General features: G+C 68.8%; 21 protein-coding genes. 7 read left to right on the top strand and 14 right to left on the bottom strand.

Annotated elements, in window-relative coordinates:
- Positions 1-115 precede the first annotated feature (115 nt).
- From WIX39_RS14635 to WIX39_RS14615, 5 genes are all read right to left on the bottom strand, one after another.
- Positions 116-1,816: a dihydroxy-acid dehydratase gene (locus WIX39_RS14635; RefSeq protein ID WP_106934895.1), complete on the bottom strand. Its 1,701-nt coding sequence runs from the start codon at positions 1,814-1,816 to the stop codon at positions 116-118.
- Positions 1,813-2,265, bottom strand: coding sequence for an aconitase X swivel domain-containing protein (locus tag WIX39_RS14630; RefSeq protein WP_081266720.1), 453 nt, complete (start codon positions 2,263-2,265; stop codon positions 1,813-1,815). The genes WIX39_RS14635 and WIX39_RS14630 overlap by 4 nt, the downstream gene beginning before the upstream one ends.
- Positions 2,262-3,557: an aconitase X gene (locus WIX39_RS14625; protein ID WP_409195295.1), complete on the bottom strand. Its 1,296-nt coding sequence runs from the start codon at positions 3,555-3,557 to the stop codon at positions 2,262-2,264. Before WIX39_RS14625 ends, WIX39_RS14630 begins: the two co-directional genes overlap by 4 nt.
- A 53-nt stretch (positions 3,558-3,610) precedes the next feature.
- Positions 3,611-4,453, bottom strand: coding sequence for an IclR family transcriptional regulator (locus WIX39_RS14620; RefSeq protein ID WP_106934898.1), 843 nt, complete (start codon positions 4,451-4,453; stop codon positions 3,611-3,613).
- Positions 4,454-4,538: 85 nt separating this feature from the next.
- Positions 4,539-5,993, bottom strand: coding sequence for an FAD-dependent oxidoreductase (locus WIX39_RS14615; RefSeq protein WP_409195294.1), 1,455 nt, complete (start codon positions 5,991-5,993; stop codon positions 4,539-4,541).
- 155 nt (positions 5,994-6,148) lie between these two features.
- Here WIX39_RS14615 and WIX39_RS14610 point away from each other — a divergent pair, with 155 nt between their 5' ends.
- Both WIX39_RS14610 and WIX39_RS14605 read left to right on the top strand, forming a co-directional pair.
- Complete coding sequence (locus tag WIX39_RS14610) at positions 6,149-7,144, top strand: Bug family tripartite tricarboxylate transporter substrate binding protein (protein WP_081266717.1); 996 nt, start codon at positions 6,149-6,151, stop codon at positions 7,142-7,144.
- Complete coding sequence (locus WIX39_RS14605) at positions 7,141-8,157, top strand: Bug family tripartite tricarboxylate transporter substrate binding protein (RefSeq protein ID WP_081266716.1); 1,017 nt, start codon at positions 7,141-7,143, stop codon at positions 8,155-8,157. Before WIX39_RS14610 ends, WIX39_RS14605 begins: the two co-directional genes overlap by 4 nt.
- A 15-nt stretch (positions 8,158-8,172) precedes the next feature.
- On the opposite strand, the gene WIX39_RS14600 is transcribed toward WIX39_RS14605, so the two are convergent.
- Entirely contained in the window at positions 8,173-9,030 is an 858-nt protein-coding gene (locus WIX39_RS14600; protein ID WP_409195293.1) for an alpha/beta fold hydrolase, read from the bottom strand.
- 8 nt (positions 9,031-9,038) lie between these two features.
- A complete protein-coding gene (locus WIX39_RS14595) occupies positions 9,039-9,611 on the bottom strand; it encodes a cytochrome b (protein ID WP_106934902.1) in 573 nt (190 codons plus the stop codon).
- A 128-nt stretch (positions 9,612-9,739) separates the two neighbouring features.
- Here WIX39_RS14595 and WIX39_RS14590 point away from each other — a divergent pair, with 128 nt between their 5' ends.
- Positions 9,740-11,197, top strand: coding sequence for a glycosyltransferase family 2 protein (locus WIX39_RS14590; protein WP_409195292.1), 1,458 nt, complete (start codon positions 9,740-9,742; stop codon positions 11,195-11,197).
- A gap of 4 nt (positions 11,198-11,201) precedes the next feature.
- On the opposite strand, the gene WIX39_RS14585 is transcribed toward WIX39_RS14590, so the two are convergent.
- The 6 genes from WIX39_RS14585 to WIX39_RS14560 form a co-directional block, all read right to left on the bottom strand.
- On the bottom strand, positions 11,202-12,026 hold the full coding sequence (locus WIX39_RS14585) for a DODA-type extradiol aromatic ring-opening family dioxygenase (RefSeq protein WP_409195291.1): 825 nt from the start codon (positions 12,024-12,026) through the stop codon (positions 11,202-11,204).
- A gap of 123 nt (positions 12,027-12,149) precedes the next feature.
- The gene (locus WIX39_RS14580) at positions 12,150-13,034 is read right to left on the bottom strand and encodes a LysR family transcriptional regulator (protein WP_409195290.1); all 885 of its coding nucleotides are present in this window, start codon (positions 13,032-13,034) and stop codon (positions 12,150-12,152) included.
- 76 nt (positions 13,035-13,110) lie between these two features.
- Positions 13,111-13,833: an ABC transporter ATP-binding protein gene (locus tag WIX39_RS14575; RefSeq protein WP_081266711.1), complete on the bottom strand. Its 723-nt coding sequence runs from the start codon at positions 13,831-13,833 to the stop codon at positions 13,111-13,113.
- Positions 13,834-13,867: 34 nt separating this feature from the next.
- On the bottom strand, positions 13,868-15,793 hold the full coding sequence (locus tag WIX39_RS14570; protein ID WP_409195289.1) for a branched-chain amino acid ABC transporter ATP-binding protein/permease: 1,926 nt from the start codon (positions 15,791-15,793) through the stop codon (positions 13,868-13,870).
- 25 nt (positions 15,794-15,818) lie between these two features.
- Positions 15,819-16,694 (bottom strand): branched-chain amino acid ABC transporter permease, encoded by an 876-nt coding sequence (locus tag WIX39_RS14565; protein WP_409195288.1) that lies wholly within the window; start codon positions 16,692-16,694, stop codon positions 15,819-15,821.
- 83 nt (positions 16,695-16,777) lie between these two features.
- Entirely contained in the window at positions 16,778-18,007 is a 1,230-nt protein-coding gene (locus WIX39_RS14560; RefSeq protein ID WP_081266708.1) for an ABC transporter substrate-binding protein, read from the bottom strand.
- Positions 18,008-18,226: 219 nt separating this feature from the next.
- Here WIX39_RS14560 and WIX39_RS14555 point away from each other — a divergent pair, with 219 nt between their 5' ends.
- Positions 18,227-20,083, top strand: a complete 1,857-nt coding sequence (locus WIX39_RS14555; protein WP_199851930.1) for an ABC transporter ATP-binding protein — start codon at positions 18,227-18,229, stop codon at positions 20,081-20,083.
- Positions 20,084-20,097: 14 nt separating this feature from the next.
- On the opposite strand, the gene WIX39_RS14550 is transcribed toward WIX39_RS14555, so the two are convergent.
- Positions 20,098-20,529, bottom strand: coding sequence for a VOC family protein (locus WIX39_RS14550; RefSeq protein ID WP_081266706.1), 432 nt, complete (start codon positions 20,527-20,529; stop codon positions 20,098-20,100).
- Positions 20,530-20,612: 83 nt separating this feature from the next.
- Here WIX39_RS14550 and WIX39_RS14545 point away from each other — a divergent pair, with 83 nt between their 5' ends.
- The 3 genes from WIX39_RS14545 to WIX39_RS14535 all read left to right on the top strand — a co-directional run bounded on the left by WIX39_RS14545 (position 20,613) and on the right by WIX39_RS14535 (position 24,365).
- Positions 20,613-21,194 carry a TetR/AcrR family transcriptional regulator gene (locus WIX39_RS14545; protein ID WP_409195287.1) on the top strand — a complete coding sequence of 194 codons (582 nt, stop codon included), beginning with the start codon at positions 20,613-20,615 and terminating at the stop codon, positions 21,192-21,194.
- Positions 21,195-21,540: 346 nt separating this feature from the next.
- Complete coding sequence (locus WIX39_RS14540; protein WP_409195286.1) at positions 21,541-22,944, top strand: DUF2868 domain-containing protein; 1,404 nt, start codon at positions 21,541-21,543, stop codon at positions 22,942-22,944.
- A complete protein-coding gene (locus WIX39_RS14535; protein WP_081266703.1) occupies positions 22,941-24,365 on the top strand; it encodes a GTPase/DUF3482 domain-containing protein in 1,425 nt (474 codons plus the stop codon). The genes WIX39_RS14540 and WIX39_RS14535 overlap by 4 nt, the downstream gene beginning before the upstream one ends.
- Positions 24,366-24,369: the final 4 nt, after the last annotated feature.

The following is a 24,369-nucleotide window of genomic DNA, read 5'->3' as shown; positions in this document are numbered from 1 at the left end:
CTCCTGCTTCTTTTCTTGGGTTGAAAAACTCGGAACGGACGCGACGCGCGCAGGGCTGCGCCACCGGATGCGGACGGGTGTCCGCACCGGTTGGGAAGGCCGGGTTCGAAGAAGCCTAGCCCGCGGGCTCGGGGCGCTCGGTGCGAACGAGCACGGCGCCCTTGGAAAGCGGCCCCACGTTGCGCCGGTACTGCTGCAGCCAGCCGGTGTCATGCACCGGCGGCGGGGGCTGCCAGTCGGCGCGGCGGGCCTGGAGTTCGGCGTCGGTCAGCGCGATGTCGAGGCGGCGCGCATCGAGGTCGATGGTGATCGTGTCGCCGTCGCGCACCAGTGCGAGCGGGCCGCCCAGCGCGGCTTCCGGCGACACCTCGGCCACCACCAGCCCCTTGCAGACCAGGCCCGAGAGATGGCCGTCGGTGAGAAGCGCCACCTGGTCGCCCAGCCCGGCACCGTCGATGGCGAAGACCACGCGCGACGCGCCGCCCCCCATGGCCGGGCCGCCGCAGGCGCCGGCACCGCGCATCACGACCACCTGGCCCGGCACGATCTCGCCCTTCTTCAGCGCGCCGATGGCCGCGTCCGAAGTCCAGAAGCACACGGCCGGGCCGGTGAAGCGCCGCACCTTGCGCTCCATGATGCCGGTCTTGATGAGCCCGGACTCCGGCGCGAGGTTGCCGCGCAGGAGCACGATGGCCGGCAGCGGCGCGACCGGCCGGCCGATGGGGCGGATCACCTCGGCGTCGGCGACTTCGATGTTGCGCAGGTTGTCTGCCACGGTGCCGCCGGTGACGGTCGGCGCGGTGGTATCGAGCAGCGGCTCGAGCTGCTTCATCAGCGCGCGGCAACCGCCCGCCGCCTCGAAGGCCTCGATGGAATCGCTTCCGATGGGCCGCACGCCTGCCAGCACGGGCGTCGTGGGACCGAGGCTTTCGAAGAGGCCGTAGACGTCGACGCCGCACTCCCCTTCGGTGGCGACCGCCTGCAGGTGCTTGGCGGTGTTGAGCGAGCCGCCGATGGACAGCACGGCGCGCACCGCGTTGGCAAAGGCACCGGGCGTGAGGATGTCGCGCGGCTTCAGGTCGTCCAGCACCATCTGCACGATGCGCGTGCCCGCCGCGCGCACGTCGGCCATCATCTTCGGGCTGAGCGCGGCCACCGGTGCGCTGCCCGGCAAGGCCAGGCCGAGCGCCTCGCACACGATGTGCATCGAGTTGGCCGTGCCCAGGCCCGAGCACACACCGGGCCCGCGAATCGCCTCGCGGCTCATGCCCACCAGTTCCTCGACCGGAAGATTGCCGGTGACGGCATGCATCGCGCCGATGAACACTTCCTCGATGTCCATGTGATGGCCCCGGTACTCGCCGCTGGGCTGGTAGCCGCAGGGCACCAGCAGCGTCGGGATGTTCAGCCGCGCGGCCGCCATGAGCTGGCCCGGCACCGTCTTGTCGCAGGAAGTGAGGCAGACCATGCCGTCGAGCTGCGCGCCCTCGACGGCCACCTCGATGTCGTTGGTGACGAGGTCGCGCGCGGCCAGCATGTAGGCGCCGCGTGCGCCGGCACCGGTGATGAAGTCGCTGGGCGCGGCGGTGCGGATCTCGAAGGGCACGCCGCCCGCGGCGCGGATGGCGGCCTTTACTTCCACCGCCACGCGGTCGAGGTGGCTGAAGCAGGCCGCCAGCTCCGAGGAGCTGTTGACGATGGCGATCTTGGGCTTCTCGCAGTCCTCTTCCGGAATGCCGAGCGCGCGCCAGTGCGCATTGCGCACCGACCACAGGTAGGAGCCGCGCGGGAAGTTGCTGCGCAGGGGACGGGTCATGCGGCACCTCCGGCCTTCTTCTTCGTGATCTCGATCACGCCGCGGTCGGCGTCCACGCGCACCCGGTCGCCGGTTTCGATGCATTCGAGCGGGTCGCGCTCGAAATCGGTCATCGAAGGCGCGTGCGTGACCACGGCGCCCAGCGCCATCTTGGTCGTCATCTCGTTGAACAGGAACGCTGCGGGGGCCGAGTTCATGAGCCGCGTCATGTGGAACATGGCCGACCAGCCCGACGAGCCCTTGGCCCCCGGAAACACCAGCACCTTGCCGGCGAAGCTCTGGCCGCGCAGCTCGTGCCGGGTCTCGACGACGGTGCCGGTGCGCGGATCGATACCGCCCCAGCCGGAAATGCGGTCGCGCGTGACCAGCGCCTCGCCTTCGGCCACGCCGCCCACCACCTTGCGGCCGCGGATGACGATGGTTTGTCCGGTGACGACTGCGGCGCTCATGCGTAGCCTCCGTTCCAGCGGCCGGTGCAGGCCGCGTCGATGCATTCGGCCGTGCTGCCGAACCAGGCCTGCACGCCGAGGATGGCGGGCAGGTAGTGGGCCTGCTTGGCCGAGTCGAGCGCCACGGTCTTCGTGCCCTTGGGCACGGCGCGGCTCATGGCGGAGCAGCTGTCGCTCATGATGATGCCGCCCGCGTCCTCGATGATCTTGGTGTAGCCGTTGCGGTCGGCCAGCGACTTGATGGCGCGCGGCGTGAAGATCCACAGCTCGCAATCGGGATGCACCTTGCGCCCTTCGATGAGCTGCGCGGCCTCCCAGATCTGCTCGATGGTGTAGTGCGGGCAGCCCAGCATCACGTACTGCACCTCGGCGTCCTTGCCCGTGGTGTTGATCTTCTCGTAGGTGGCGCGGCGCTCGGCCTCGCCGTAGCGCAGCACCTCGACGGGTGCCTTTGCGCCGAGCGCCTGTTCCAGCGTCAGCGCCTCGGGCGTGACGCCCGCGATGTGATACATCTCCACGCCGCCCGAAGACGAGGCCGCCGCGCCGAAGTGCTTGAGCCGCGGCAGGTTCGGCACCCGCGAAATTCCGCGCCGGCTGTGCACCACCGGCACGCGTTCCTGCACATGCTCGCCGATGTAGTAGCCCAGCAGGCCCCAGTCCTGCACCGATTCGACCTCGATGTCGAGCTCGACCACGTGCGTGGCCCGGCGGTTCTCGTCGAGGTGGTAGCCCCAGTAAGGAATGCGGCCGGTGAGCATGGCGGCGCCGGTGCTCTCGCGGCCTTCGGTGTTGGTGCGCGCGCCCAGCACCGAATTGCAATACACCACGGCGGACGACTCCATCCATGCGCAGTGCTCGCCGCGCGTCGGGATGTTGCCGACCTGGTACGGCGTGCAGGTGTTCATGATCTGCGCACCCAGGCCGGCGGCGTGCCGCTCGCTCTTGTTGTAGAACTGGACGATCTCCTCGCTCACGCCCATGCGCTCGGGCTGGCCGGGGTCGAAGCCCAGTTGCAGGTGGCTGGTGAAGACCTTGAATTTCGGAATCTCGACCGTCTCCTGGCTGTCGAGGCTGAACTCGGAGAACACCGCATCCATGCCGCCGCCCTTGGCGAGCGCGAAGTCGCGCTGGAAGGGCGTGGTCGACGTGATGGTGGCGCACACGTTGCGCGTCTCCACCAGCCGCTCGGCGCCCAGCGCTTCGCCGTAGCGCATCAGCAGGTCCATCGCCTTCTGCACGGCCGGGCCGTCGCGGCCGTCGTACATGGCTTTTTCTTCATCGCTCAGGTGCATGGCCTGTGTCTCCGTTCTTCTGTCGTCATGGGGAATGAACCCCGGCCGGGCTGCTAACCCGGCGAGGGCGTGGGTACGTGGCCGCCGATGTCGCGCGCAATGCTCAGCGCGATGTCGTGCAGGCGCGGCGCAAGTTCGTTGCGCAGCCGGTCTTCGGTGAAGACGAAGGCGGCGCCGCCGCCGTTGAGCGCCATCACCTCGCCGTCGGGCCCGATGAGGGGCACCGACACCGAGTTGATCTCGCGGTGGAATTCGCCGAGCGACAGGCAGTAGCCCAGCCGCTTCGACTCGCCGATGGCGCGGTTCATGCTGGGCGCGATGCTGTCCCACTCGGGGCCGCGCAGCAGTCGCATCGAATCGACCAGCTGGTTGCGCTGCGCCTCGGGCAATGCCGAGAGGTACGAGCGGCCCAGCGCCGAGTTGGCCAGCGGCGCGCGCGAGCCGACGTCGAGCCGCGCCGAGAGCATCGACGAGCGCGGGCGGCAGGCTTCGATCAGCACCATCTCCATGCCGTCTCGCACGGCCAGGTAGACCGAGGCGCCGACCTCCTCCGCCATTGCCTGCATGCTGGGCCGCGCGGCGGCGCGCACGTCGAGGCTGCCGAGGAACACCCGCGACAGCGACACCACCCCAGGCCCGAGCATGAAGCGGTCGGGGGCCTGCGCCGCCTTGAGCATGCCCAGCGAAAGCAGCGTGGCGACCAGCCGGTTGACGGTGGGACGCGGAATGCCGGTGATGCGTGCGATGTCGGCATGGCCCAGCACCGGGCGTTCTTCGCTGAAGCAGCGCAGCACCGAGATGCCGCGCTCCAGTGCGCTCACCGTGTCGGAACGCTCGCCGCGCGCATCGGCCGGCTCGGCCGCGGAAAAGGAGGTGTCGTTTTTTTCAGTGGACATGGAGGGACCCTTTGCAAGACTCTTCTCAGGACTCTCCAATGTAGAGGCTTGCGAAGAGAGGGCTTTCGGGCTCATGGCCGCTGGCTCACACGCCGGCCTCGGCCGCCGCGGGCGACGCTGCCGCCGCCTGCCCCGCCCCGGCGCGCAGGTACACGCCCTGGTTCAGCAACTCGGCCTGCAGCGCTCCCACGTCGACGAAGCGCGGCGCGATGCCGCCGCGCGATGCCAGCGCCGCCGCCGCGCCCGCGGCCTGCCCGGTGATCCAGCATTGCGGAATCTCGCGCATGAAGCCGTGCGAGTTGCGGTCGCAGGAAATGTGGCGTCCGCAGGCCAGCAGGCCGTCGAGCTTCTGAGGCACCAGCGCGCCGTAGGGAATGGAGATGTTCGGGAATTTCGGCGACACCGCGGGCGACACGCCGATCTCGTCCGCCAGCGGCACGCCGTCGGGCCACTGGCTGCGCAGCACGGAGCCCACGCCGACGAGGCGCCGGGCGTGGCGCACGCCGATCTGCGGTGCGCTCAGCATCAGGTAGGCGTTCTCGAAGCCCGGCGCATGGGCGCGGAAGTAGTCCAGGTGCGCGGCCATGGCGCGGTGCGAGCGCACTTCCACGGCGGTGAGGTCGTCCACGTCGAGCGCCGAATAGCCCGACTGGCGCGGCCCCATGAACAGCGCCACGTCGTTGCGCCACGAGACGAAGGGCCGCTCGAACAGGCCGCACTGCTCGCGCCCGCCCGCCATGAAGGCGGTGAATGCCTCGGGCTGGCCGGCCTTGAACTCGATCCAGCGGTTCATGTCCACGCCGCCGAACAGCCACGAGGTGTTCATGCAGTGGTGCACGTCGGCCTCCTCGATGTCGTTCACGTAGTCGGCGCCGGCGCGGGCGAACAGGTCGCCGTCGCCGGTGGCGTCGACCACCACGTCGGCCATGATGGCCATGCGGCCTTCCTTGCTCTCGAACACCACGCCCTTCACGGCGCCGTCCTGCACGATGGGAATGGCGGCCCACGAGTGATAGATGAGCTTGACCTTGCGCTCCAGCACGATTTCCTGCGAGAGCAGCTTGAGCCGCTCGGGGTCGATGGTGGGCGACCAGGTGACCACGCCGTGGTAGGCCGCCGTGCGCTGCGACCAGTGCGCGGCCTTGGCGGCGTCCTGAGAGCCCCAGTCCTCGCGCACCGGGCCGGCGATGGCGTCGGCCGGCAGTCGGTCGAACAGCTCTTCGGCAAAGCCGCGGATCACCAGCTGGCCTTCCCAGTCGGTCATGCGGTCGATCCAGATGACGAGGCCACCGGTCGACAGGCCGCCCAGGTGGTTGTAGCGCTCCAGCAGCGCGACGTCGGCGCCCGCGCGGGCGGCGGCGGCCGCAGCCGCCGTACCCGACGGGCCGCCGCCCACCACCAGCACGCCGCAGCGGTGATAGACGGGAATGCGCTTGCCCGGCTCGGCCCAGCTGCCGTGGTCAGGCCGCTTGACGCGGCTGTCGCGGTCGAAGATGTCGGAGGTCAGGATGCGCTCGTCGGTACGTACGACAGTTTTCATGAATGCGATCTCGGCTTGGCTTGTTTCGTCGTATTTTGATTTCACTTTCCATTTTGTCAAAACAAAAAGCGCATCTTCTGGGGTATTCCCTAGAAGATATGGATTTTTATGGATTTCAAGATCAATATAAAAGAAACATTCCAACGGAGACATCGATGAAGAAACTTCGGGGCACGCGCCGTGCCTTCAGTTCGGCCCTTGGTGCCGCGGCCTTCCTGGGCCTGGCGCCCCTGGCCCTGGCGCAGGACTTTCCGGCGCGCGGCAAGCCGATACGCATCGTGGTGGGCTTCACCGCCGGGGGCGGCACCGACGCGCAGGCGCGCATCGTGGCGCAGAAGCTCGGCGAAGTGCTGGGCACCAGCGTGATCGTCGACAACAAGCCGGGCGCCAGCACCATGCTCGCGGCCAACGAGGTGGCGCGCGCCCTGCCCGACGGCTACACGCTTCTGTACGCGCCCTCGTCCACCATGGCCCAGAACCCGCACACCTTCAGCCAGGTGCCCTACGACCCGTTCAAGGACTTCACCGCCATCTCGATGGGCGGACGCGGGCCGCTGGTGCTGTCGCTGAGCACCACCGTGCCGGTGAACAACGTGAAGGAACTGGTCGCCTACGTGAAGGCCCATCCGGGCAAGGTGAGCTATGCCTCTTTCGGGGCGGGCACCTCCTCGCACATCTACGGCGAGGCCTTCGTGAAGAAGACCGGCATCGACGCGGTGCACATCCCGTACAAGGGCGGCTCCGACGCGGCCAAGGACCTGATCGGCGGGCGCGTGCAGTACATGTTCGACTCCGCCTCGTCGGCCGTCATCACCTCGGCCACCGGCAAGGTGAAGATCCTCGCGGTGGCCGCCGGCGCGCGCATCGCGGCACTGCCCGACGTGCCCACCTTCGCCGAGCAGGGCTACGCCGGGCTCGACCTGCCGAGCTGGCTGGGCTTCTACGGGCCGGCGCGCATGCCCGCGCCGGTGATCGCCACGCTCAACGCCGCACTCACGAAGGTGCTGGCGATGCCGCAGGTGCAGGAGTTCTACCGAAGCGGCGGCTACGAGGCCGGCGCCTCCACGCCCGAGGAATTCGCCGGCATCACGCGCTCGACCTACGACCGCTGGGGCGCGATGGTGCAGCAGGTCGGGCTGGCCAAACAATGAGCGGCATGCACACCATGCTTCATCGCCGCCGCTTCACCGCCGCGCTCGCGGCCAGCGCCCTCGGCACGGCACTGGCACCGCTGGCCGCCCGCGCCGCCGCGCCGTTCCCGCAAAAGGGCCGCCCCATCCGCATCGTGCTGGGCCTGGCGGCCGGCGGCGCGTCGGACACGCAGGCGCGCTTCGTCGCGCTCAGGCTGGCCGAAGTGCTGCAGACGCCGGTGATCGTGGAAAACCGGCCGGGCGCGAGCTTCATCCTGGCAACCGAAGAAGTGATCCGCGCCGCGCCCGACGGCTACACCTTCATGTACGCGCCGTCTTCCGTGGTGGCGCAGAACCCGCAGACGCTGGCGCAGGTGCGCTACGACCCGTTCAAGGACCTGACGCCCATCTCGCTCGGCGCGCGCGGCCCGCTGGTGCTGACCGTGCATGCGAGCGTGCCGGCGCGCACGGTGCAGGAACTGGTGGCGTACATCAAGGCCAACCCGGGGAAGATGAGCTACGCCTCCTTCGGCACCGGCACTTCGTCGCACATCTACGGCGAAGCCTTCGCGCGGCAGGCCGGGCTGGACGTGGTGCACGTGCCGTACAAGGGCGGCGCCGATGCCGCGAAAGACTTTCTCGCGGGCCGCGTGCAGTACTACTTCGACGCCGCGCCCAACGCCATCCAGAACACGGCCACCGGCAAGGTGCGGATGCTGGCGGTGGCCGCGCCCAGGCGCAGCCCGATGCTGCCCGACGTGCCCACCATGGGCGAACAGGGCGTGAGCGGCGTGGACATGCCCAGCTGGCTCGGCTTCTACGGGCCGGCGCGCATGCCGGCGCCGGTGGTCGAAAAGCTCAACGCCGCGCTCGCGCAGGTGCTGGCGATGCCGGCCACGCGCGACTTCTTCCGCCAGGGCGCCTACGAGGCCGAGTCGTCGAGCCCGCAACAGCTGGCCGAGCTGACACGCGCCACCTACGACCAGTGGGGCGACATCATCCGCAAGCTGGGGCTGGTGAAGCAGCAGCAGTGACGCGCTCGGGAAGCGTCAGGCCAGGAACTGCAGCAAGCGCGCATTGACCTCGTCGGCGCGCTCGTACTGCGCCCAGTGCCCGGCGCCGTCGATCACCGCGCCCTCGCGCCCCGGGCCTTCGGCCACCAGCCGCGCCACCAGCGGGCGCGGATCGGCGGTGACGTCGAACTCGCCCCACAGCAGCAGCGTGGGCACGCCCAGCGTGTCGATGGCCTGCTGCAGGCCGCCCGAAAGCGACACCTCCTTGCTGCGAAAACGCGTGCCGTGGCAGGAAATGTCGTGGATCTCGAAGGCCAGCGCGTCGATGGCGGCCTTGTCGTGCAGCATCAGCGCGGCCAGGTTGTGCAGCAGCGCGGCGCGCTCGCGTTCGCGGTCGGGCGCGGAGCGCCAGTTGATCATCTCGACCGTCATGCGCCGCAGCGTGCCGTGGCCGCCGCTGCCCACCAGCGCAAGCCGGCGAATGGCGCCGCGCCGCACGGCAAAGCGCGCCGCCGTCAGCCCGCCGAAGGAAAAACCGCCCAGGTCGATGGGCGTGCCCGCGCCGATCAGCTGGTCGAGCGTGCCGCCGAGCGCATCGAGCAAGGGCGGCAGCGAGTCTTCGCCGGGTGGCACGCGCGGCGGCGCGTCGGATTCGTTGAAGCCCGGCATGTCGGGCAGCCACAGCGTGCGGCCGGCCGACAGCGCCTCGGCGTTGCGCAGCCAGTGCATCCAGCTGCCATGGCCGCCGTGCAGCAGCACGAGCGGCGGCCGGCTGGTGTCGCTGCCGAAGCGGCGCCAGCGCACGCGCACGCCGCCGTGAACCGGGTCGTGATGGGTGGAAAGCGCATCGACGCGCGCGATGGCTGCGCGCGCTTCCTGTTCTTCTTCGTTCATGCCGCCGCTCATCCGCGTGCTCCCGGCCACATGCGCTGCAGCTCGCGCTCGCCGTCCAGGAACTGGTGCTTCAGCGCGCCCAGCACGTGCAGCCCGAACATCGCGTACAGCACATAGCCGGCCCAGGCGTGCACCCCGCCCAGCACGGTGTGCCAGGTTTCCTTGAGGGTGGGCTCGATGGCCATGATCCAGCCGATGCGCGGCCACTCGAACAGGCCGAACAGGTACATCGGGTGGGTGCCGGCGTCCTTCCAGGCCGAGTCGTGCATCCAGCCCGACAGCGGCAGCAGCACCATCAGCAGGTACAGCACGCCGTGGGCCGCGTGCGCGGCGAAGCGCTCGAACGCGCCGTAGGAGCCCGGCATGGCGGGCGGCTTGTGCGTGAAGCGCCAGAGGATTCGCAGGATGACCAGCCCCAGCACCGTGATGCCGATCGATTTGTGGGTGTCGACCGCCGGGCGCACCCAGTCGTCGGGGTAGCGGTCGACCAGCAGGATCAGCGCGATGTTGACGGCCATGAGCAATGCGATGACCCAGTGCAAGGCGATCGCGGTTCGGGTGTAGCGGGTTTGTGGGAGCATGCGGGGAATTTTCAGGCGTGGGCCGAGTCTGTCGGTGGGTTTTGCGATTGTCCCGGTTGTATCCGGGCCTTTGCGAAACCACCGACCATGTTCTTGCGTAAGACAGTTCGTCGCCCAGGCATCTTCTCTTGAACAATTCCCTTCATTCCGCGTTCCTGGCCGCATCGCCGCGCCTGTCCCCCCCCGCCACGCCGCTGCGAAGCTGGCTGATCCACGGCGGCGTGCTCGTGCTGTGGGGGCTGCTCTTCGCCATGGCCTTCCGCGTCGGCAACGTCGGCGCCTGGTCGGTGGGCGTGGCCTATGTGGTCTACGACACGGTGCTGCTGCTGTTCGTGGGCTGGATGACACTGCCGATCCTGCGCCCCCGCCCTCCTTCCCAGCCGGCCGTCACCGGCCGCCGCACCACGCTGGGCGTGATCGTCGCCTCGCACAACGAATCCGCCGTGCTGCCCGTCACGCTGGCCGCCCTGCTCGGCCAGACCGACGTACCCGACCGCATCGTGATCGCCGACGACGGCTCGAGCGACGGCACCGCCGAGCTTCTCACCACGCGCTACGGCCTGGTCGCGCCGGCCCTAGGCGAACTGAGCGCAGCCAGCGCCACGCACCCGGCGCTCTACTGGCTGCGGCTGCCGCACGGCGGCAAGGCGGTGGCGCTGAACGCGGCCATCCTGTGCATCGACACCGACACCGTGCTCACTGTGGACGGCGACACGCTGCTCGACAGCAAGGCCATCGGCGCGGTCCGACGCGCTTTTTCGGAAGAGCCCGACCTCGTGGCCGCCACCGGCGTCATCACGCCGGTGTGCAGCCGCACGCTGGCCGGGCGCTGCTTCCAGTGGTTCCAGACGTACGAGTACATCCGCAACTTCCTGTCGCGCTATGCGTGGATGCGCGTCAACGGCCTGCTGCTGATCTCGGGCGCCTTTGCCGGCTTTCGCACCGATGCGGTGCGGGCCGTGGGCGGCTTCGACACCGACTGCCTGGTCGAAGACTACGAACTCATTCACCGCCTGCACCGGCACGCCCAGGCCCACGGCCTGCCATGGACCGTGCGCGTGCTCGGCGACGCGCAGGCCCACACCGACGCGCCCAGCAGCACCGGCGCCTTCCTGCGCCAGCGCCGCCGCTGGTTCGGCGGCTTCCTGCAGACCCAGTACTGGTATCGCGCAATGGTCGGCGACCGGCGCTATGGCTGGCTCGGCATCGCCATGCTGCCGGTGAAGGCCATCGACACGCTGCAGCCGCTCTACGGACTGGCCGCCTTCGGCCTGCTGCTGATGTACCTGGTGCGCGGCAACTTCGGCGTGCTGGCGCCGGTGGCCGGCGTGATCGGCGCGAAGATCGTGCTCGACCTGGTCTTCCACCTGTGGTCGGTGTTCCTGTACCGCCGATGGATCGGCCAGCAGAGCGAGGCCAACATGGCGCAGGCGTTCCTGGCGGCGCTGGTGGAGCCCTTCACCTTCCAGATCCTGCGGCACACGGGCGCGGCCTGGGGGTGGTGGAGCTTCCTGACCGGGCGCGGAACCTGGGGGCGGCAGACGCGCGTCGGGCTGGTGGATGCCGACGGCGTGCGCCGCAGTTGAGCCCTCAGGCGCCGAAGCGGAAGCTCGACACCACGAGCCCGCCCATGAAGGCGTCTTCGTGATAGACCCGCTCGCCGGCTTCGCTCTCGGCTGCACCAACAGCCACCATCAGCGGAATCAGATGCTCTTCGCGCGGGTGCGCCATGCGCGCCGCGGGCGCTGAAGCCCAGTCGAGCAGCTGCGCGCTGCGCCCGGCGGCGTCGCTTTTCACCACCGCTTCGTCGAGCCAGTCGTCGAAGGCCTTCGAGACGCCGTGCGCCTGCGGGCCGAAGTTGCGCAGGTTGTGATAGCTCAGGCCGCTGCCGACGATCAGCACGTTCTCGTCGCGCAGCGGTGCAATGGCGCGGCCCAGCGCCAGGTGCTCGGCCGGGTCAAGCCCGCGCCGCAGCGACAGTTGCACCACCGGCACGTCGGCCTGCGGATAGATGGCCGCCATCGGCGAGAACATGCCGTGGTCGTAGCCGCGCTCGGGGTCGATCTGCACCGGCAGGCCGGCTGCTGCGATCAGCGAATGCACGCGCTGCGCGAGTTCCGGCGAACCGGGCGAGTCGTAGTGCACTTCGTAGGTGTGGGCGGGGAAGCCGCCGTAGTCGTAGATCATCGGCGGCTTGGGGTTGCCCTGCACCGTGAAGGCGGGCGCCTCCCAGTGCGCCGATACCATGAGGATGGCACTCGGCTTGCGGCCGATCTGGCGCGGCATGTCGGCCAGCGAGGCGGCGAGCTTGTCGTAGGTGGCGCCCATTTCCTTCTTCATCCAGGGCCAGGGGCCGCCGCCGTGGGAAATGAAATAGGTCGGCAGGCGCGAGGTGGGGGTGTCGTCGTGGGTCAAGTCGATGCTCCTTGAAAGCGTTGCATCGACTGTAGACATTTCCTGCGAGGAAATCGACAGGCGCCGATGCATCGAATCAGTTCCTTGCAGGAAACATTGAAGCGGCAGTTTTGGTGGGCCGCCCTACCCAAGCCGCTCGCTCAGAAAGTCGATGAAGGTCCGCAGCTTCGACGACATGTACTGCCGGCTCGTGTACACCGCAAACAGCGTGACCGGCACGGAATGGAACTCCGCCAGCAGCCGCAGCAGCCGCCCGGTGGCAATGTCTTCTTCGACCAGCCACGAGGGCATGTAGGCGATGCCCATGTCCGCCCGCACCGCATGCAGCGTGAGCGTGGTGTCGTCGGAGCGCATGGCCGGCGCCAGCCGCAACGGGAACATGCGCCCGCCCGGCCCCTTGAGCGCGAGGTTGTCCAGGTTCACGTAGCTCGGCACGATGGCGCCCAGCCTCGCCAGGTCGGCCGGCAGCGCGGGCAACCCGCCTGCCCGCTCGACGCAGGCCGGCGTGCCGACCAAGTGGAAAGGCACGCTGCACAGCGGCCGCGCGATGAGCGCCGGCGACGGCTCCTGCGTCGCGCGCAGGGCCAGGTCGTAGCCGTCGGCCGCGAGATCGACCTTGCGGTTTTCCAGGTGCATGTCGACCAGCACTTCGGGGTACCGGGCGCGGTAGTCGGCCAGCATGCGCGCGAAGCGCGGCGTGGCGCACCACACGGGCGCGCTCACCTTGAGCTGGCCGCGCGGCGTGTCGTGGGTCTGGCCGATGGCGGCCTCGGCGGCGTCCAGCAGGTCGAGCGCGCGGCGGCTCTGCTCATACCAGGCGGTGCCCGCCTCGGTCAGGCTCAGGTGGCGGCTGGAGCGATGCAGCAGCCGCGCGCCGAGCGATTTCTCCAGCTGCGCCACATGCTTGCTGGCCATCGGCGGCGACATGCCCAGCCGCTCGGCGGCAGCCACGAAGCTGCCGGCTTCGACGACTTCGCGGAACACGCGCAGGCTGGTCATGCGGTCCATGGCGGTCTCCGCAAGATGCCAGGCGCGGGGGTGTCGGTTCCTTCAGGTTTCACGCGGGGAGTCTAGCGGCCGGCACCTAATGCCCACCCCCCAAGTAGGCGGCCTTCACCGCCGGGTCGCTGCGCAATTTCTCCGCCGGCCCGTGCAGCGAAATGCGCCCGTTCTCCAGCACATAGCCGTAGTCGGCCACGCCGAGCGCGGCTGCGGCGAACTGCTCCACCAGCAGCATCGTCACGCCCTCGCCCTTGAGCCGCTCGATGATGCGGAACACCTCGGCCACCAGGATCGGCGCCAGGCCCATCGAAGGCTCGTCGAGCAGCACCACCTCGGGGTTCAGCATCACCGCGCGGGCCATGGCCAGCATCTGCTGCTCGCCGCCCGACAGCGTGCCGGCCAGCTGCGTGCGGCGCTCCTTCAGGCGCGGAAAGAGTTCGAGCGCGCGCTCCAGGTCGCCCGCCACGTCGCCGCGCGGGCGGCTGCCGGTCAGGCGCGGGAAGGCGCCCAGCGTGAGGTTGTCGGTGACGGTCATGGTCGCGAACACGCGCCGGCCTTCGGGCGAATGCGCCAGGCCCTGCTTGGCGATGTGGAACGACTCCAGGCCGTCGATGCGCTTGCCGTTGAGCGTGATCTCGCCGGCCGTGGGCGCGATCATTCCCGACACGGCGCGCATGGTGGTGGTCTTGCCGGCGCCGTTGGAGCCGATCAGCGTCACGACCTTGCCCTTGGGCACCTCGATCGAAATGCCGTGCAGCACCTGCACCTTGCCGTAGCCCGCAAAAAGATTCTGGATGGTCAGCATGTTGGGGTTCCTGGTCTTGCGTTGCCGGCGCCCGTCATGCGCCGCCGCCCAGATAGGCCTCGATCACCTTCTCGTCGGCCTGCACCCTGGCCGGCTCGCCTTCGGCGATCTTCTGGCCGAAGTCGAGCACCGAGACGGTGTCGCACATGCTCATCACCACGTCCATGTGGTGCTCGATCAGGATCACGGTCACGCCGTGCTCGCGGATCTTGCGGATGATGGTGAGCAGCTCCTTGATGTCGGGCGCGGTCAGCCCGGCGGCCGGCTCGTCGAGCAGCAGCAGTTGCGGGTCGAGCGCCAGCGCCCGCGCGATTTCCAGCAGGCGCTGCTTGCCGTAGGGCAGGTTGCGCGCCTCCTCGGTGGCAAACGACTCCAGGCCGACGAACTTCAGCAGCCCCAGCCCGCGCTGCACCGCGGCTGCGCTCTCGCGCCGGTAGCGCGGCGTACCGGCCGCCACGTCGAGCAGGTTGCTGGCAAAGCTGTGGTGCAGGCCGACCTGCACGTTCTGCAGCGCCGTCATCTCGCCGAACAACTGCACGTTCTGGAAGGTGCGCGCGATGCCCGACAGCGCGATGTCCGCCGAGGTGCGCCCCACCAGCGAACGCCCGCCGAAGGAGATGGCGCCGGCCGTCGGCACGTAGATGCCGGTCAGCACGTTCATCATGGTGCTCTTGCCCGAACCGTTGGGCCCGATCAGGCCGTGGATGGTGCCGCGCTTGATGCGCAGGTCGACGTTGTTGAGCGCCTTCAGGCCGCCGAACTGCATCAGCACGCCCGAGGCCTCCAGCACGTCTTCGGTGCCGCCGGCATGGGCCGCGGTGGACACCGCGTCGGCCGGCGCCGCGTCGACATCCGACGCCACCACCGACGCCACGGGCCGGCGCATGTTCAGCGCCTTGCGCACGAAGCCGACGATGCCGTCCTGCAGGTAGTAGATGACGAACAGCATGATCACGCCGAAGATCGACAGCCGCCAGTCGGTCATTGCGTCCAGCCAGAAGGCCAGGCCCGCCAGCGCGATGCTGCCGACCACCGGAATGGCCATCTGCCCGGGCGTGGCGCGCTGGCGCCGCACGGCGACCACCGCCGCCACCAGCACCGCCACGGCCAGCCCCACCGACACGTAGCGGAACAGCACCACGTCGTCCAGCAGCTTGGGCAGCAGCACGATGATGGTGGCGCCCAGCATGGAGCCGATGCGGCTCTTGCGCCCGCCCATGATCACCGCCAGCAGGAACAGCACGGTGAGCTCGAAGTTGTACGAGTTTGGCGAGATGTACTGCTCGGAGTACGCATACAGGCAGCCCGCCAGCCCGGCAAAGCCGGCGCTGATGACGAAGGCATAGACCTTGTAGCGGTACACCGACACGCCCATGCAGTCCGATGCCACCGGGCTGCCGCGCAGCGCCTCGAAGGCCCGCCCCAGGTGCGAGCGCAGGATGCGGTGCACCACCACCAGCGAGAGCACCATCAGCACCGCCACCACCCAGTAGTACTCGCGGTCGTCGAGCTTGTGGCCGAAGAGCGCGGGCTTCTCCAGCTTGATGCCCATCGGCCCGTCGGTCAGGAAGCTCATCTCGTTGATGAGGATCTGGATGATGGTGCCGAAGGCCAGCGTGACCATCGCCAGGTAAGGCCCCGACACGCGCAGCGCCGGCAACGCCAGCAGCGCGCCGAAGCCGGCCGTGAACACGATGGCGAACGGCACCGTGATCCAGAACGGCGCCGACAGCTTGAACACCAGCACGCCGGCCGCATAGGCGCCCAGGCCGAACAGGCCCGCGTGGCCCAGCGAGACCTGGCCGGTGTAGCCCACCACGATGTCCAGCCCGAACAGCAGGATCGCGTAGATCATGATGGTCTCGAGCAGGTGGATGTAGTACGGGTTGTCGACGCCGATCGGGAACAGCAGCAGCGCCGCCACGCCCGCTACCGCCAGGAGGAGATGGCTGGTTTTCATTTTTTCGGAATTCATGGCCACGCGCTCACACCTTCTTGATGGCGGCCTTGCCGAACAGGCCCGACGGGCGCACGGCCAGCACGATCAGCAGCAGCACCAGCCCGGGCACGTCCTTGTAGCCGGTGCTCAGGTAGAAGCCGGTGTTGGTCTCGGCAATGCCCAGGATGATCCCGCCCACCACGATGCCCATGCCGCTGGTCAGCCCGCCGATGATGGCGACCGCGAATGCCTTCAGGCCGAGCACCGCGCCCATCGAGGCGCCGGTCAGCGTGAGCGGCGCGATCAGCACGCCGGCAAAGGCCGCCGTCATGGACGACAGCGCATACGAGAAGGTGATGACCAGTCCGGTGTTGATGCCCATGAGCTTGGCGGCGTCGCGGTCGTTGAAGGTGGCGACCACCGCCTTGCCGTAGATCGAGCGGCGGTTGAACAGCTCCACCGCCAGCATCATGAGCAGCGCGCCGACGACCACCAGTATTTCCATCGGCAGCACGTTGGCGCCCAGGAAGTGCATCGGAGACTCCGGCAGCGGCGACGGGAACTTCAGGTCGTCGCGCCCCCAGACGTTCTCTGCCACGTTGGTGAAGATGATGCCCAGCGCGATGGTGGACATGATCCAGCCGAACTCCGACTTGATCTTGATCGCGGGGCGCACCGCGATGCGCTCCACCACGGCCCCCTGGAAGGCGCCGAACAGGCACACCAGCGGGATCATCAGCCAGTAGTTCAGCCCCATGTTCACCAGCGTGAGGCCGACCATCGCGCCTAGCATGAGGGCGTTGCCCTGGCCGAAGTTCAGTGTGTCCGAAGTGGCGAAGGTGAGCTGATAGCCGAACGCGATGACGGCGTAGATCATGCCCAGCGCAATGCCGCTGAATATGAGTTGGGTAAGGATTTGCATGGCGGCTCGCAGGAGGCGGTGGACCAAAAAATGCGCCGCCGCAGGAACAGGTCCCGGGGCGGCGCCGACGCTCGATCCGGCGGCTACTTCTTCAGCAGCGCGTCGTTGGCCGCCACGTCCTTCAGGCGGACGGTGCCGGCGTTCTTCTGGTCGTCTGCGTTGGCGAACACCACGCGACCGCCCTTGACCTCGCCGAACACCGGAATGTTGGCGGTGATGGCGTCATGGTCGGTCTTGGTGAAAGGCTTGTTGTAGGTCGTCACCACGCCTTCGACCGGCGCCTTCAGGTCTTCCAGCGCGGCCTTGATCTTCGGGCCGTCGGTGCTGCCGGCCTGCTTGATCGCGGCGGCCAGCAGGTAGATGGAGTCGTAGCCCTGCGCCGCCGACACCGGTGAATCCATGCGGTTGTTCTTGGGCTTGAACTTGCCGACGAAGGCGTCGATGAAGGCCTTGCGCTTGGGGTTCGTCGGCTCCTGGATGAAGGTCTGCGGCATGCGCGCGCCGTCGCCGCCGGGGCCGGCGTTGTCGATGAAGTTGGCCATGGCCAGCGTCCAGCTGCCGATGATCGGCACCTTCCAGCCCAGCTTGGTCATGCCGTTGGCGATCTGGGCCAGCTCGGGGCCGATGCCGTAGGTGAGCACGGCCTCGGCGCCGGCTTCCTTCGACTTCAGCAGCTGGGCCGTCATGTCGACGTCCTTGATGTTGAATTTCTCGACCGCCACGGGCGTGATGCCCTTGTTCTTGAGCGCGCGCTCCAGGTCTTCGCGGCCCAGCTGGCCGTAATTGGTGGAGTCGGCCAGGATCGCGACCTTCTTGTAGCCGCGCCGCGTGATGGCCTCTTCCACGATCATCGGCGCCTGGATGCTGTCGTGCGCGGCATTGCGGAAGACGTAGTTCTCCGGGTCCTTGTCGAACTGGTGGGTGATGACCGAGCCCGTGGCCACGTTGTTGAGCACCGGGATCTTCGCCTCCTGGAAGAAGCGCTGCGAGGCCAGCGCCACGCCGGTGTTGATGTAGCCCACGGCGGCCACCACCTTTTCCTTGTTCACGAACTCCTGGGCGATCTGCACGCCGCGCTCGTTCTTGGCTTCGTCGTCGCGCTCGACCAGCTGGATCTGCCGGCCCAGCACGCCGCCGGACTTGTTGATCTCCTCCGCGGCCAGGCGAACGCCGTCGCGCATGCTCACGCCCATGGAGGACGAGCCTCCGGTGAAGGGGCCGTCCACGCCGATCTTGATCGGATCGGCAGCGAGGGCGCCCATCGAGAAGGCGAGCGCGCTGGTCAGCGCCAGCAGCTTGAAACGAAAGTGCATGGAAAACGTCTCCAACGTTGTTGTGAAATTTCTGGGTCGGACCGACAGCGACGACGCGCAAGCGCGAAGTCACCAAAACATAGTCGATAAAGATTCGGCCTCCGGAGAGTGACAACCCTAGCCGGACTGTCCACGTGCGACACGTGGACAACGCACCTTTTCGGGGCAAGGTCATGCATGCACGGCTACAGTCAGCGGCTCTCCGGGAGACCGTTCGCCTTGTTCCGCTTCTTCGAAAAACTGCTTCACCCCTACCCTGCCGCCGAGCCTTCGCTGCCGCCACAGGGCTTCTTTGCCTTTCTCTGGGCCTGCACGCACGGCGTGCGCGGCAAGATCGCGGCCATGGCCGCGCTCACGGCCGTCATGTCGACCTTCGAGGCGGCGCTGTTCGCGATCCTCGGGCGCATCGTCGACTGGCTCGGCGGGCAGGTGCCCTCGCGCCTCTGGGAAGAGCGCGGCACCACGCTGATGTGGCTGGCCGCCTTCCTGGTGATCAGCATCGGGGTGGTGGCGCTGCAGACCATCGTCAAGCACCAGACGCTGGCCGTGAACCTGCCGATGCGGCTGCGCTGGAACTTCCACCGCCTGATGCTGGGCCAGAGCATGGCCTTCTACCAGGACGAGTTCGCGGGCCGCATCACGGCCAAGGTGATGCAGACCGCGCTCGCGGTGCGCGAGACCATCTTCGTGCTGGCCGACGTGCTCGTGGCCATGGGCGTCTACGTGGCCACCATGATCATCCTGGTGGGCGTGCTCGACGCGCAGCTGGTGTGGCCGTTCCTGGTCTGGCTGGTGCTGTACGTGGTGTCGCTGATCTACTTCGTGCCGCGCCTGGGCAAGGTCGGCAAGGCGCAGGCCGACGCCCGCGCCCTCATGACCGGCCGCGTGACCGACGCCTACACCAACATCGCGACCGTCAAGCTGTTCTCGCACACGCAGCGCGAGGCCGGCTTCGCGCGCGACGCCATGCGCGAGTTCATGAAGACCGGCTACGGCCAGATGCGGCTGGTGAGCGCCTTCGAGATCGTCAACCACGCGCTGAGCATGGGCCTGACCGCCGGCATGGCGGGCGTGGCGCTGTGGCTGTGGTCCAACGGCGCGGTCGGCGTGGGCGCCGTGGCAGCGGCCACCGCGATGGCGCTGCGGTTGCAGGGCATGTCGCACTGGATCATGTGGGAGATGACCAGCCTGTTCGAGAACATCGGCACGGTGCAGGACGGCATGAAGACGCTGTCGCGCCCGCGCACGGTGCTCGACGCAACAGACGCCACCGTGCTCCAGGTGCCGCAGGGCGAGGTGCGCTTCGAGCATGCGAGCTTCCGCTATGGAGACGGCGGCCGCCGCGTCATCGACGACCTGAACCTCACCGTGAAGCCCGGCGAGAAGATCGGCCTGGTGGGCCGCTCGGGCGCGGGCAAGTCGACGCTGGTGAACCTGCTGCTGCGCTTCCATGACCTGGAAAGCGGCCGCATCCTGATCGACGGACAGGACATCGCGCACGTCACGCAGGACTCGCTGCGCAGCCACATCGGCATGGTCACGCAAGACACCTCGCTGATGCACCGCTCGGTGGCCGACAACGTGGCCTACGGCCGCCCCGACGCCACGCACGCGGAAATCGAGGCCGCTGCCAAGCGGGCCGAAGCGCATGAATTCATCCAGACGCTGGGCGACGCGAGCGGGCGTCGCGGCTACGAGGCGCACGTGGGCGAACGCGGCGTGAAGCTGTCGGGCGGCCAGCGCCAGCGCGTGGCCATCGCGCGGGTGATGCTGAAGGACGCGCCGATCCTGCTGCTCGACGAAGCCACCAGCGCGCTCGACTCCGAGGTGGAGGCCGCCATCCAGCAGAGCCTCTACACGCTGATGGAAGGCAAGACCGTGATCGCCATCGCGCACCGGCTATCGACCATCGCGGCGATGGACCGGCTCATCGTGCTCGACGAGGGCCGCGTGGTGGAAGAAGGCGACCACCGCACGCTGATGGCACAGGGCGGGCTGTATGCGCGGCTGTGGGCGCACCAGAGCGGCGGCTTCCTGGGCGACAGCCTCGACGAGGACGAGGCCCTGCGCGCCTGATCGCCTGATCCCGTTCAGGCGGCCGGCAGCGCCCCCGCCTCGTACTGCGCAACGAACTCCCCCGACGGCGGGATCGGCTTGATGACGTCGATCAGCACGCCGTTCGGGTCGCGGGTGATGAAGTGACGCTGGCCGAAGGCCTCGTCGCGCAGCGGGAGAAGAATCGGCAGGCCCGCGGCCTTCAGCCGGTCGTGCACTGCATCGGCATCTTCCACCTCGAAGTTCAGCAGCAGGCCGCCCGCCACCTGCCCGCGCGCCGGTTCCGGAATGGTCTCGTGGCGCCCGTCCAGCACCGCGAGGTTCACCGAAGGTTGGCCCTCCAACTGCAGATGCACATACCAGTCGCTGGAAAAGAGCGGCACGAAGCCGAAGTGCGACCGGTAGAAGGCGGCGGTGCCCGCCACGTCTTCGGTCATGACGACGGGGTAGTAGCTCGTGACTTTCATGGAATCGGCTCCTTCATAAAACATACAGGCTGTACGTATGTTAAATACTAACCTACAGACAGCCTGCATGTAAATTACCCCGCATGGCCACCAACCGCGAACGCACCGAAAGCACCCAGCTCGCCCTGCTCGAAGCCGCACGCGCGCTGTTCGTCAGCAAGGGCTACGGCGACACCTCCACCCCCGAAATCGCCCTCGCGGCCGACATTACCCGGGGCGCGCTGTACCACCACTTCGCGGACAAGCGCGACCTGTTCCGGCAGGTGCTGGCGCGCGAGGCGATGGCCGTCGCTGCCGACATCGAAGCCGCCACGCCCGAGCGGCTGAGCCCGCGCGAAGCCCTGCTCCAAGGCAGCGAGGCCTACCTGGACGCCATGACCGTGCCGGGCCGCACGCGACTGCTGCTGGTCGACGGCCCTGCCGTGCTGGGCATGGCGGAAATCATGGCGATCGACGATGCCAACGCGGCGCACTCGCTGCGCCAAGGCCTGACGCGCGCCGGCATGGGGCGTGGCGAAGTCTCGGTCGATGCGCTTTCGCAGCTGCTGTCGGCCGCCTTCGACCGCGCCGCGCTGGAGATCGATGCCGGTGCCGACGCGAAAGAGGTTCGCGCGGCGATGCGCTGGCTGGTCGAGCAGGCGCTGGGGCCCGACAGGAAGCGCTGAGCGCGCTATCAGGGCTGCAGGCGGTGCGGCTTGTCACTTCGCAAGTCCTACATCACACGCCGCCTGCCGCCGACATTCGCGCAACCTGCGCAGCGCGATGCTGACATCGTCGTCATCAACAACGGAGTCTCGCGTGAATTCCATCATTTACATCGTCGGTCTGGTCGTGGTCGTGGTTGCAGTGCTCTCGTTCTTCGGCCTTCGCTGAGACCGGGCAAGCCCCCTACTCCGACACCTGCAGAACGGGGCCGCTCGCGGCCCCGTTTCTCATTGGGAGCCCGCGACGCGCCGGGCATAATTCGCGCGCCCCGGCACCGTGCGGGGCCTCACTTGCGAAGGGACCCTGTTGACCAACACCGCGCTGCGCGAACCTGACATCACAGATGCGGTGATCACCGAGGCGATCCGGTGGGTCGAACAGAACGGTCCGCTCGACGACGCGCAGGCCATGCGCACCGCCATCGCCTCGCGCAAGACAGACCCCCACGCACAGATCACCGAACGCGCCCGCCAGCTCGGCGAACGCATAGGGCTGCAGCATGAACTTTCGCGCGCCCGCCAATGGGCGCCCTGGGTGCTGACGGCGCTCGTGGCACTGATCGTGATGGCCGGGCTCGGCCTTGCTGGCAACGTGGTCGGCGGCGGCGAGCGCCACATCAACGTGATCGTCGCGCTCGTGAGCCTGCTCGGCCTGCATGCGCTCACGCTGCTGCTGTGGCTGGCGGGGCTCCTGTTTCCGCCGGGCACCTTCGGCACCGCATCGCTCGGCTGGATCTGGCTGTCTCTCACCGCGCGCGTGGCCGGCGGCAAGCGCGGGCAGGCGCCGGTGCTGCTGCGCTCGATCACCGGGCTGCTGACGCGCGCCAGGCTGCTGCCATGGGCCTTCGGGCTCGTGAGCCACGGCATCTGGTCACTGTCGTTCGCGGTGGTGCTGGCTTCGATGCTGTTCGCACTCGCATTCCGCAGCTACACGCTGAGCTGGGAAACGACGATCCTCGAGCCCGCCTTCTTCGTGCGGGCCGTGCAGCTGCTGGGCTGGGCGCCGGCGCAGATCGGCTTTCCCGTGCCGGATGCGGCCACGGTGCTGGCCTCCACGCCCGCGGCGGCGGGCCAGCGCACCTGGGCGCTGTGGCTCACCGGCTGCATCACGGTCTATGGCCTGCTGCCGCGCCTCGCGCTGGTGCTGTTGAGCGCCGCCGTCTGGAAGCGCCGACGCAAGGCGCTGCAGCCCGACTGGCACGAGCCCTACTACCGCAAGCTGCTCGCGCGCTTCGCCGCGCTGGCGCCCGCCGCCATCGTCGATGCCGACCCGGGCCGCACGCGCACCGGCGCGCCTGCCGGGCTGCCCGCATCGGACCTGCGCGACGGCCTCTTCGTCATCGGCTTCGAGCTGCCGCCCGACATGCCCTGGCCTCCCGCGACCATTCCGCCCGACGCGGCCATGCACGTGGAGCGCATCGACGGCAGCGCCCCGGCACGCCGAACGCTGCTCGACCGGCTCGCGCATGCCCGCCCGCGCGCCGTGCTGCTGGCCTGCAATGCCGCATCGAGCCCCGACCGCGGCACCGAACGCTTCCTGCGCGAAGTGCTGGCGCATTGCGGCGAATGCCGCCTGTGGCTCGCGGGCCCGGCCGATGCCACCGCCACGCAACGCTGGCTCGACTGGCTGCGCCACAGCGGCCTGGAAAGCATCAGCGCCAGCGAGCGCATCGACATCGCACTGCGGCCGAACGAGGCCACCGCCCCATGACGCAGCAGCAACAACCACAGCCCGTCCGCATCGCGGTCGTCGGCCACACCAACGCGGGCAAGACCTCGCTGCTGCGCACGCTCACGCGGCGCATCGACTTCGGCGAGGTGTCCCAGCGCCCCGGCACCACGCGCCACGTCGAGTCGGCCGACCTCGAGGTGGAAGACGAAACCGCCGTGCGCTTCTTCGACACGCCGGGCCTCGAAGACGCCGTCGCGCTGCGCGAGCACCTCGCGCGCTTCGACCCGCAGGCCACGCCGCCGGAGCGCATCCGCCAGTTCCTGCAAGGCCCGGAGGCACACGGCGTGTTCGAGCAGGAGGCCAAGGTGCTGCGCACCATGCTCGACATCGACGCGGCCTTCCTCGTCATCGACGTACGCGAACCGGTGCTGCCCAAGTTCCGCGACGAGATCGAACTGCTCAACGCCTGCGCGCGCCCGGTGCTGCCGGTGCTGAACTTCGTGCGCGACGCCGCCAGCCGCGAGGCGGCCTGGAAAGAGCTGCTGTCGGCCTACGGCCTGCATGTGCAGGTGCGCTTCGACGCGGCAGCGCCGTTCGTCGGTGCCGAGCAGGACCTGTACAACGACCTCGCCACCCTGCTGCGCGACCGCCGCGAGCTGCTGCGCGGCGTGGTCGATTCGCTGCAGGCCGAAGCCGCCGGCCGCCGCCGCTCGGCCTGCACGCGCATCGCCGCGCTGCTGGTCGATGCCGCCGCCGTGCGCCGCACGGTGCAGGCGACCGAATTCGCCGATGCCGCGCGCCGGCAGACGCTGGTCGCGGCGCTGCAGAAGACCGTGTTCGACAAGGCCCAGCGTTGCACCGACGACCTGCTCGCGCTCTACGGCTTTCGCCAGGGCGACGCCGACGAAGCACCGCTGCCGATCATCGAGGGCCGCTGGACGCTCGACTTCTTCAGCCCCGAAGCCATGAAGGACGCCGGCCTGCGCCTGGGCAAGGGCGCGGTCATCGGCGCCGCCGTGGGCGTGGTGGCCGACCTGGCGGTGGCCGGCATATCGCTGGGTGCGGGCGCTGCGCTGGGTGGCGCCATCGGTGGCGCGGTGTCGCAGGGCTGGGGCCCGCTGGGCCGCAAGATCGCCAACAAGCTGCGCGACGTGCATGAGCTGACGGTCGAAGACGGCGTGCTGTTCGCGCTGGTCGCATGGCAGCTCAAGCTCGCGCAGGCGCTCGAAGTGCGCGGCCATGCGGCCACGCAGCGCATCGCAGCCGAAGCACCCGCCGACGGCGATGCCCCCACCAAGGCCGCCGCCGCGGCCGTGCGCGCCGCGCAGCCCGCGCGCAACCACCCCGACTGGGAAGCGACCGGCGTGACGAGCCGCGCCTTCTGGCGACCGTCGCCGCAGCGCGAGGCCCTGGTCGCCGACTTGTCGAGCCAGCTGCTGCAGGCCTTCGAGCAGCCCTGAGCGG

The organism is Variovorax sp. AB1(2024) (genome assembly GCF_037482385.2).
In the GTDB taxonomy this organism is placed as follows: domain Bacteria; phylum Pseudomonadota; class Gammaproteobacteria; order Burkholderiales; family Burkholderiaceae_C; genus Variovorax.
This window is presented reverse-complemented; position numbering and strand designations above follow the sequence as displayed.

Bases quoted from the DNA above. Each gene is read 5' to 3' on its own strand.
- WIX39_RS14635 (WP_106934895.1), bottom strand. From the start codon at position 1,816: ATGACCCGTCCCCTGCGCAGCAACTTCCCGCGCGGCTCCTACCTGTGG.
- WIX39_RS14630 (WP_081266720.1), bottom strand. From the start codon at position 2,265: ATGAGCGCCGCAGTCGTCACCGGACAAACCATCGTCATCCGCGGCCGC.
- WIX39_RS14625 (WP_409195295.1), bottom strand. From the start codon at position 3,557: ATGCACCTGAGCGATGAAGAAAAAGCCATGTACGACGGCCGCGACGGC.
- WIX39_RS14620 (WP_106934898.1), bottom strand. From the start codon at position 4,453: ATGTCCACTGAAAAAAACGACACCTCCTTTTCCGCGGCCGAGCCGGCC.
- WIX39_RS14615 (WP_409195294.1), bottom strand. From the start codon at position 5,993: ATGAAAACTGTCGTACGTACCGACGAGCGCATCCTGACCTCCGACATC.
- WIX39_RS14610 (WP_081266717.1), top strand. From the start codon at position 6,149: ATGAAGAAACTTCGGGGCACGCGCCGTGCCTTCAGTTCGGCCCTTGGT.
- WIX39_RS14605 (WP_081266716.1), top strand. From the start codon at position 7,141: ATGAGCGGCATGCACACCATGCTTCATCGCCGCCGCTTCACCGCCGCG.
- WIX39_RS14600 (WP_409195293.1), bottom strand. From the start codon at position 9,030: ATGAACGAAGAAGAACAGGAAGCGCGCGCAGCCATCGCGCGCGTCGAT.
- WIX39_RS14595 (WP_106934902.1), bottom strand. From the start codon at position 9,611: ATGCTCCCACAAACCCGCTACACCCGAACCGCGATCGCCTTGCACTGG.
- WIX39_RS14580 (WP_409195290.1), bottom strand. From the start codon at position 13,034: ATGGACCGCATGACCAGCCTGCGCGTGTTCCGCGAAGTCGTCGAAGCC.
- WIX39_RS14575 (WP_081266711.1), bottom strand. From the start codon at position 13,833: ATGCTGACCATCCAGAATCTTTTTGCGGGCTACGGCAAGGTGCAGGTG.
- WIX39_RS14570 (WP_409195289.1), bottom strand. From the start codon at position 15,793: ATGAAAACCAGCCATCTCCTCCTGGCGGTAGCGGGCGTGGCGGCGCTG.
- WIX39_RS14565 (WP_409195288.1), bottom strand. From the start codon at position 16,694: ATGCAAATCCTTACCCAACTCATATTCAGCGGCATTGCGCTGGGCATG.
- WIX39_RS14560 (WP_081266708.1), bottom strand. From the start codon at position 18,007: ATGCACTTTCGTTTCAAGCTGCTGGCGCTGACCAGCGCGCTCGCCTTC.
- WIX39_RS14550 (WP_081266706.1), bottom strand. From the start codon at position 20,529: ATGAAAGTCACGAGCTACTACCCCGTCGTCATGACCGAAGACGTGGCG.
- WIX39_RS14545 (WP_409195287.1), top strand. From the start codon at position 20,613: ATGGCCACCAACCGCGAACGCACCGAAAGCACCCAGCTCGCCCTGCTC.
- WIX39_RS14535 (WP_081266703.1), top strand. From the start codon at position 22,941: ATGACGCAGCAGCAACAACCACAGCCCGTCCGCATCGCGGTCGTCGGC.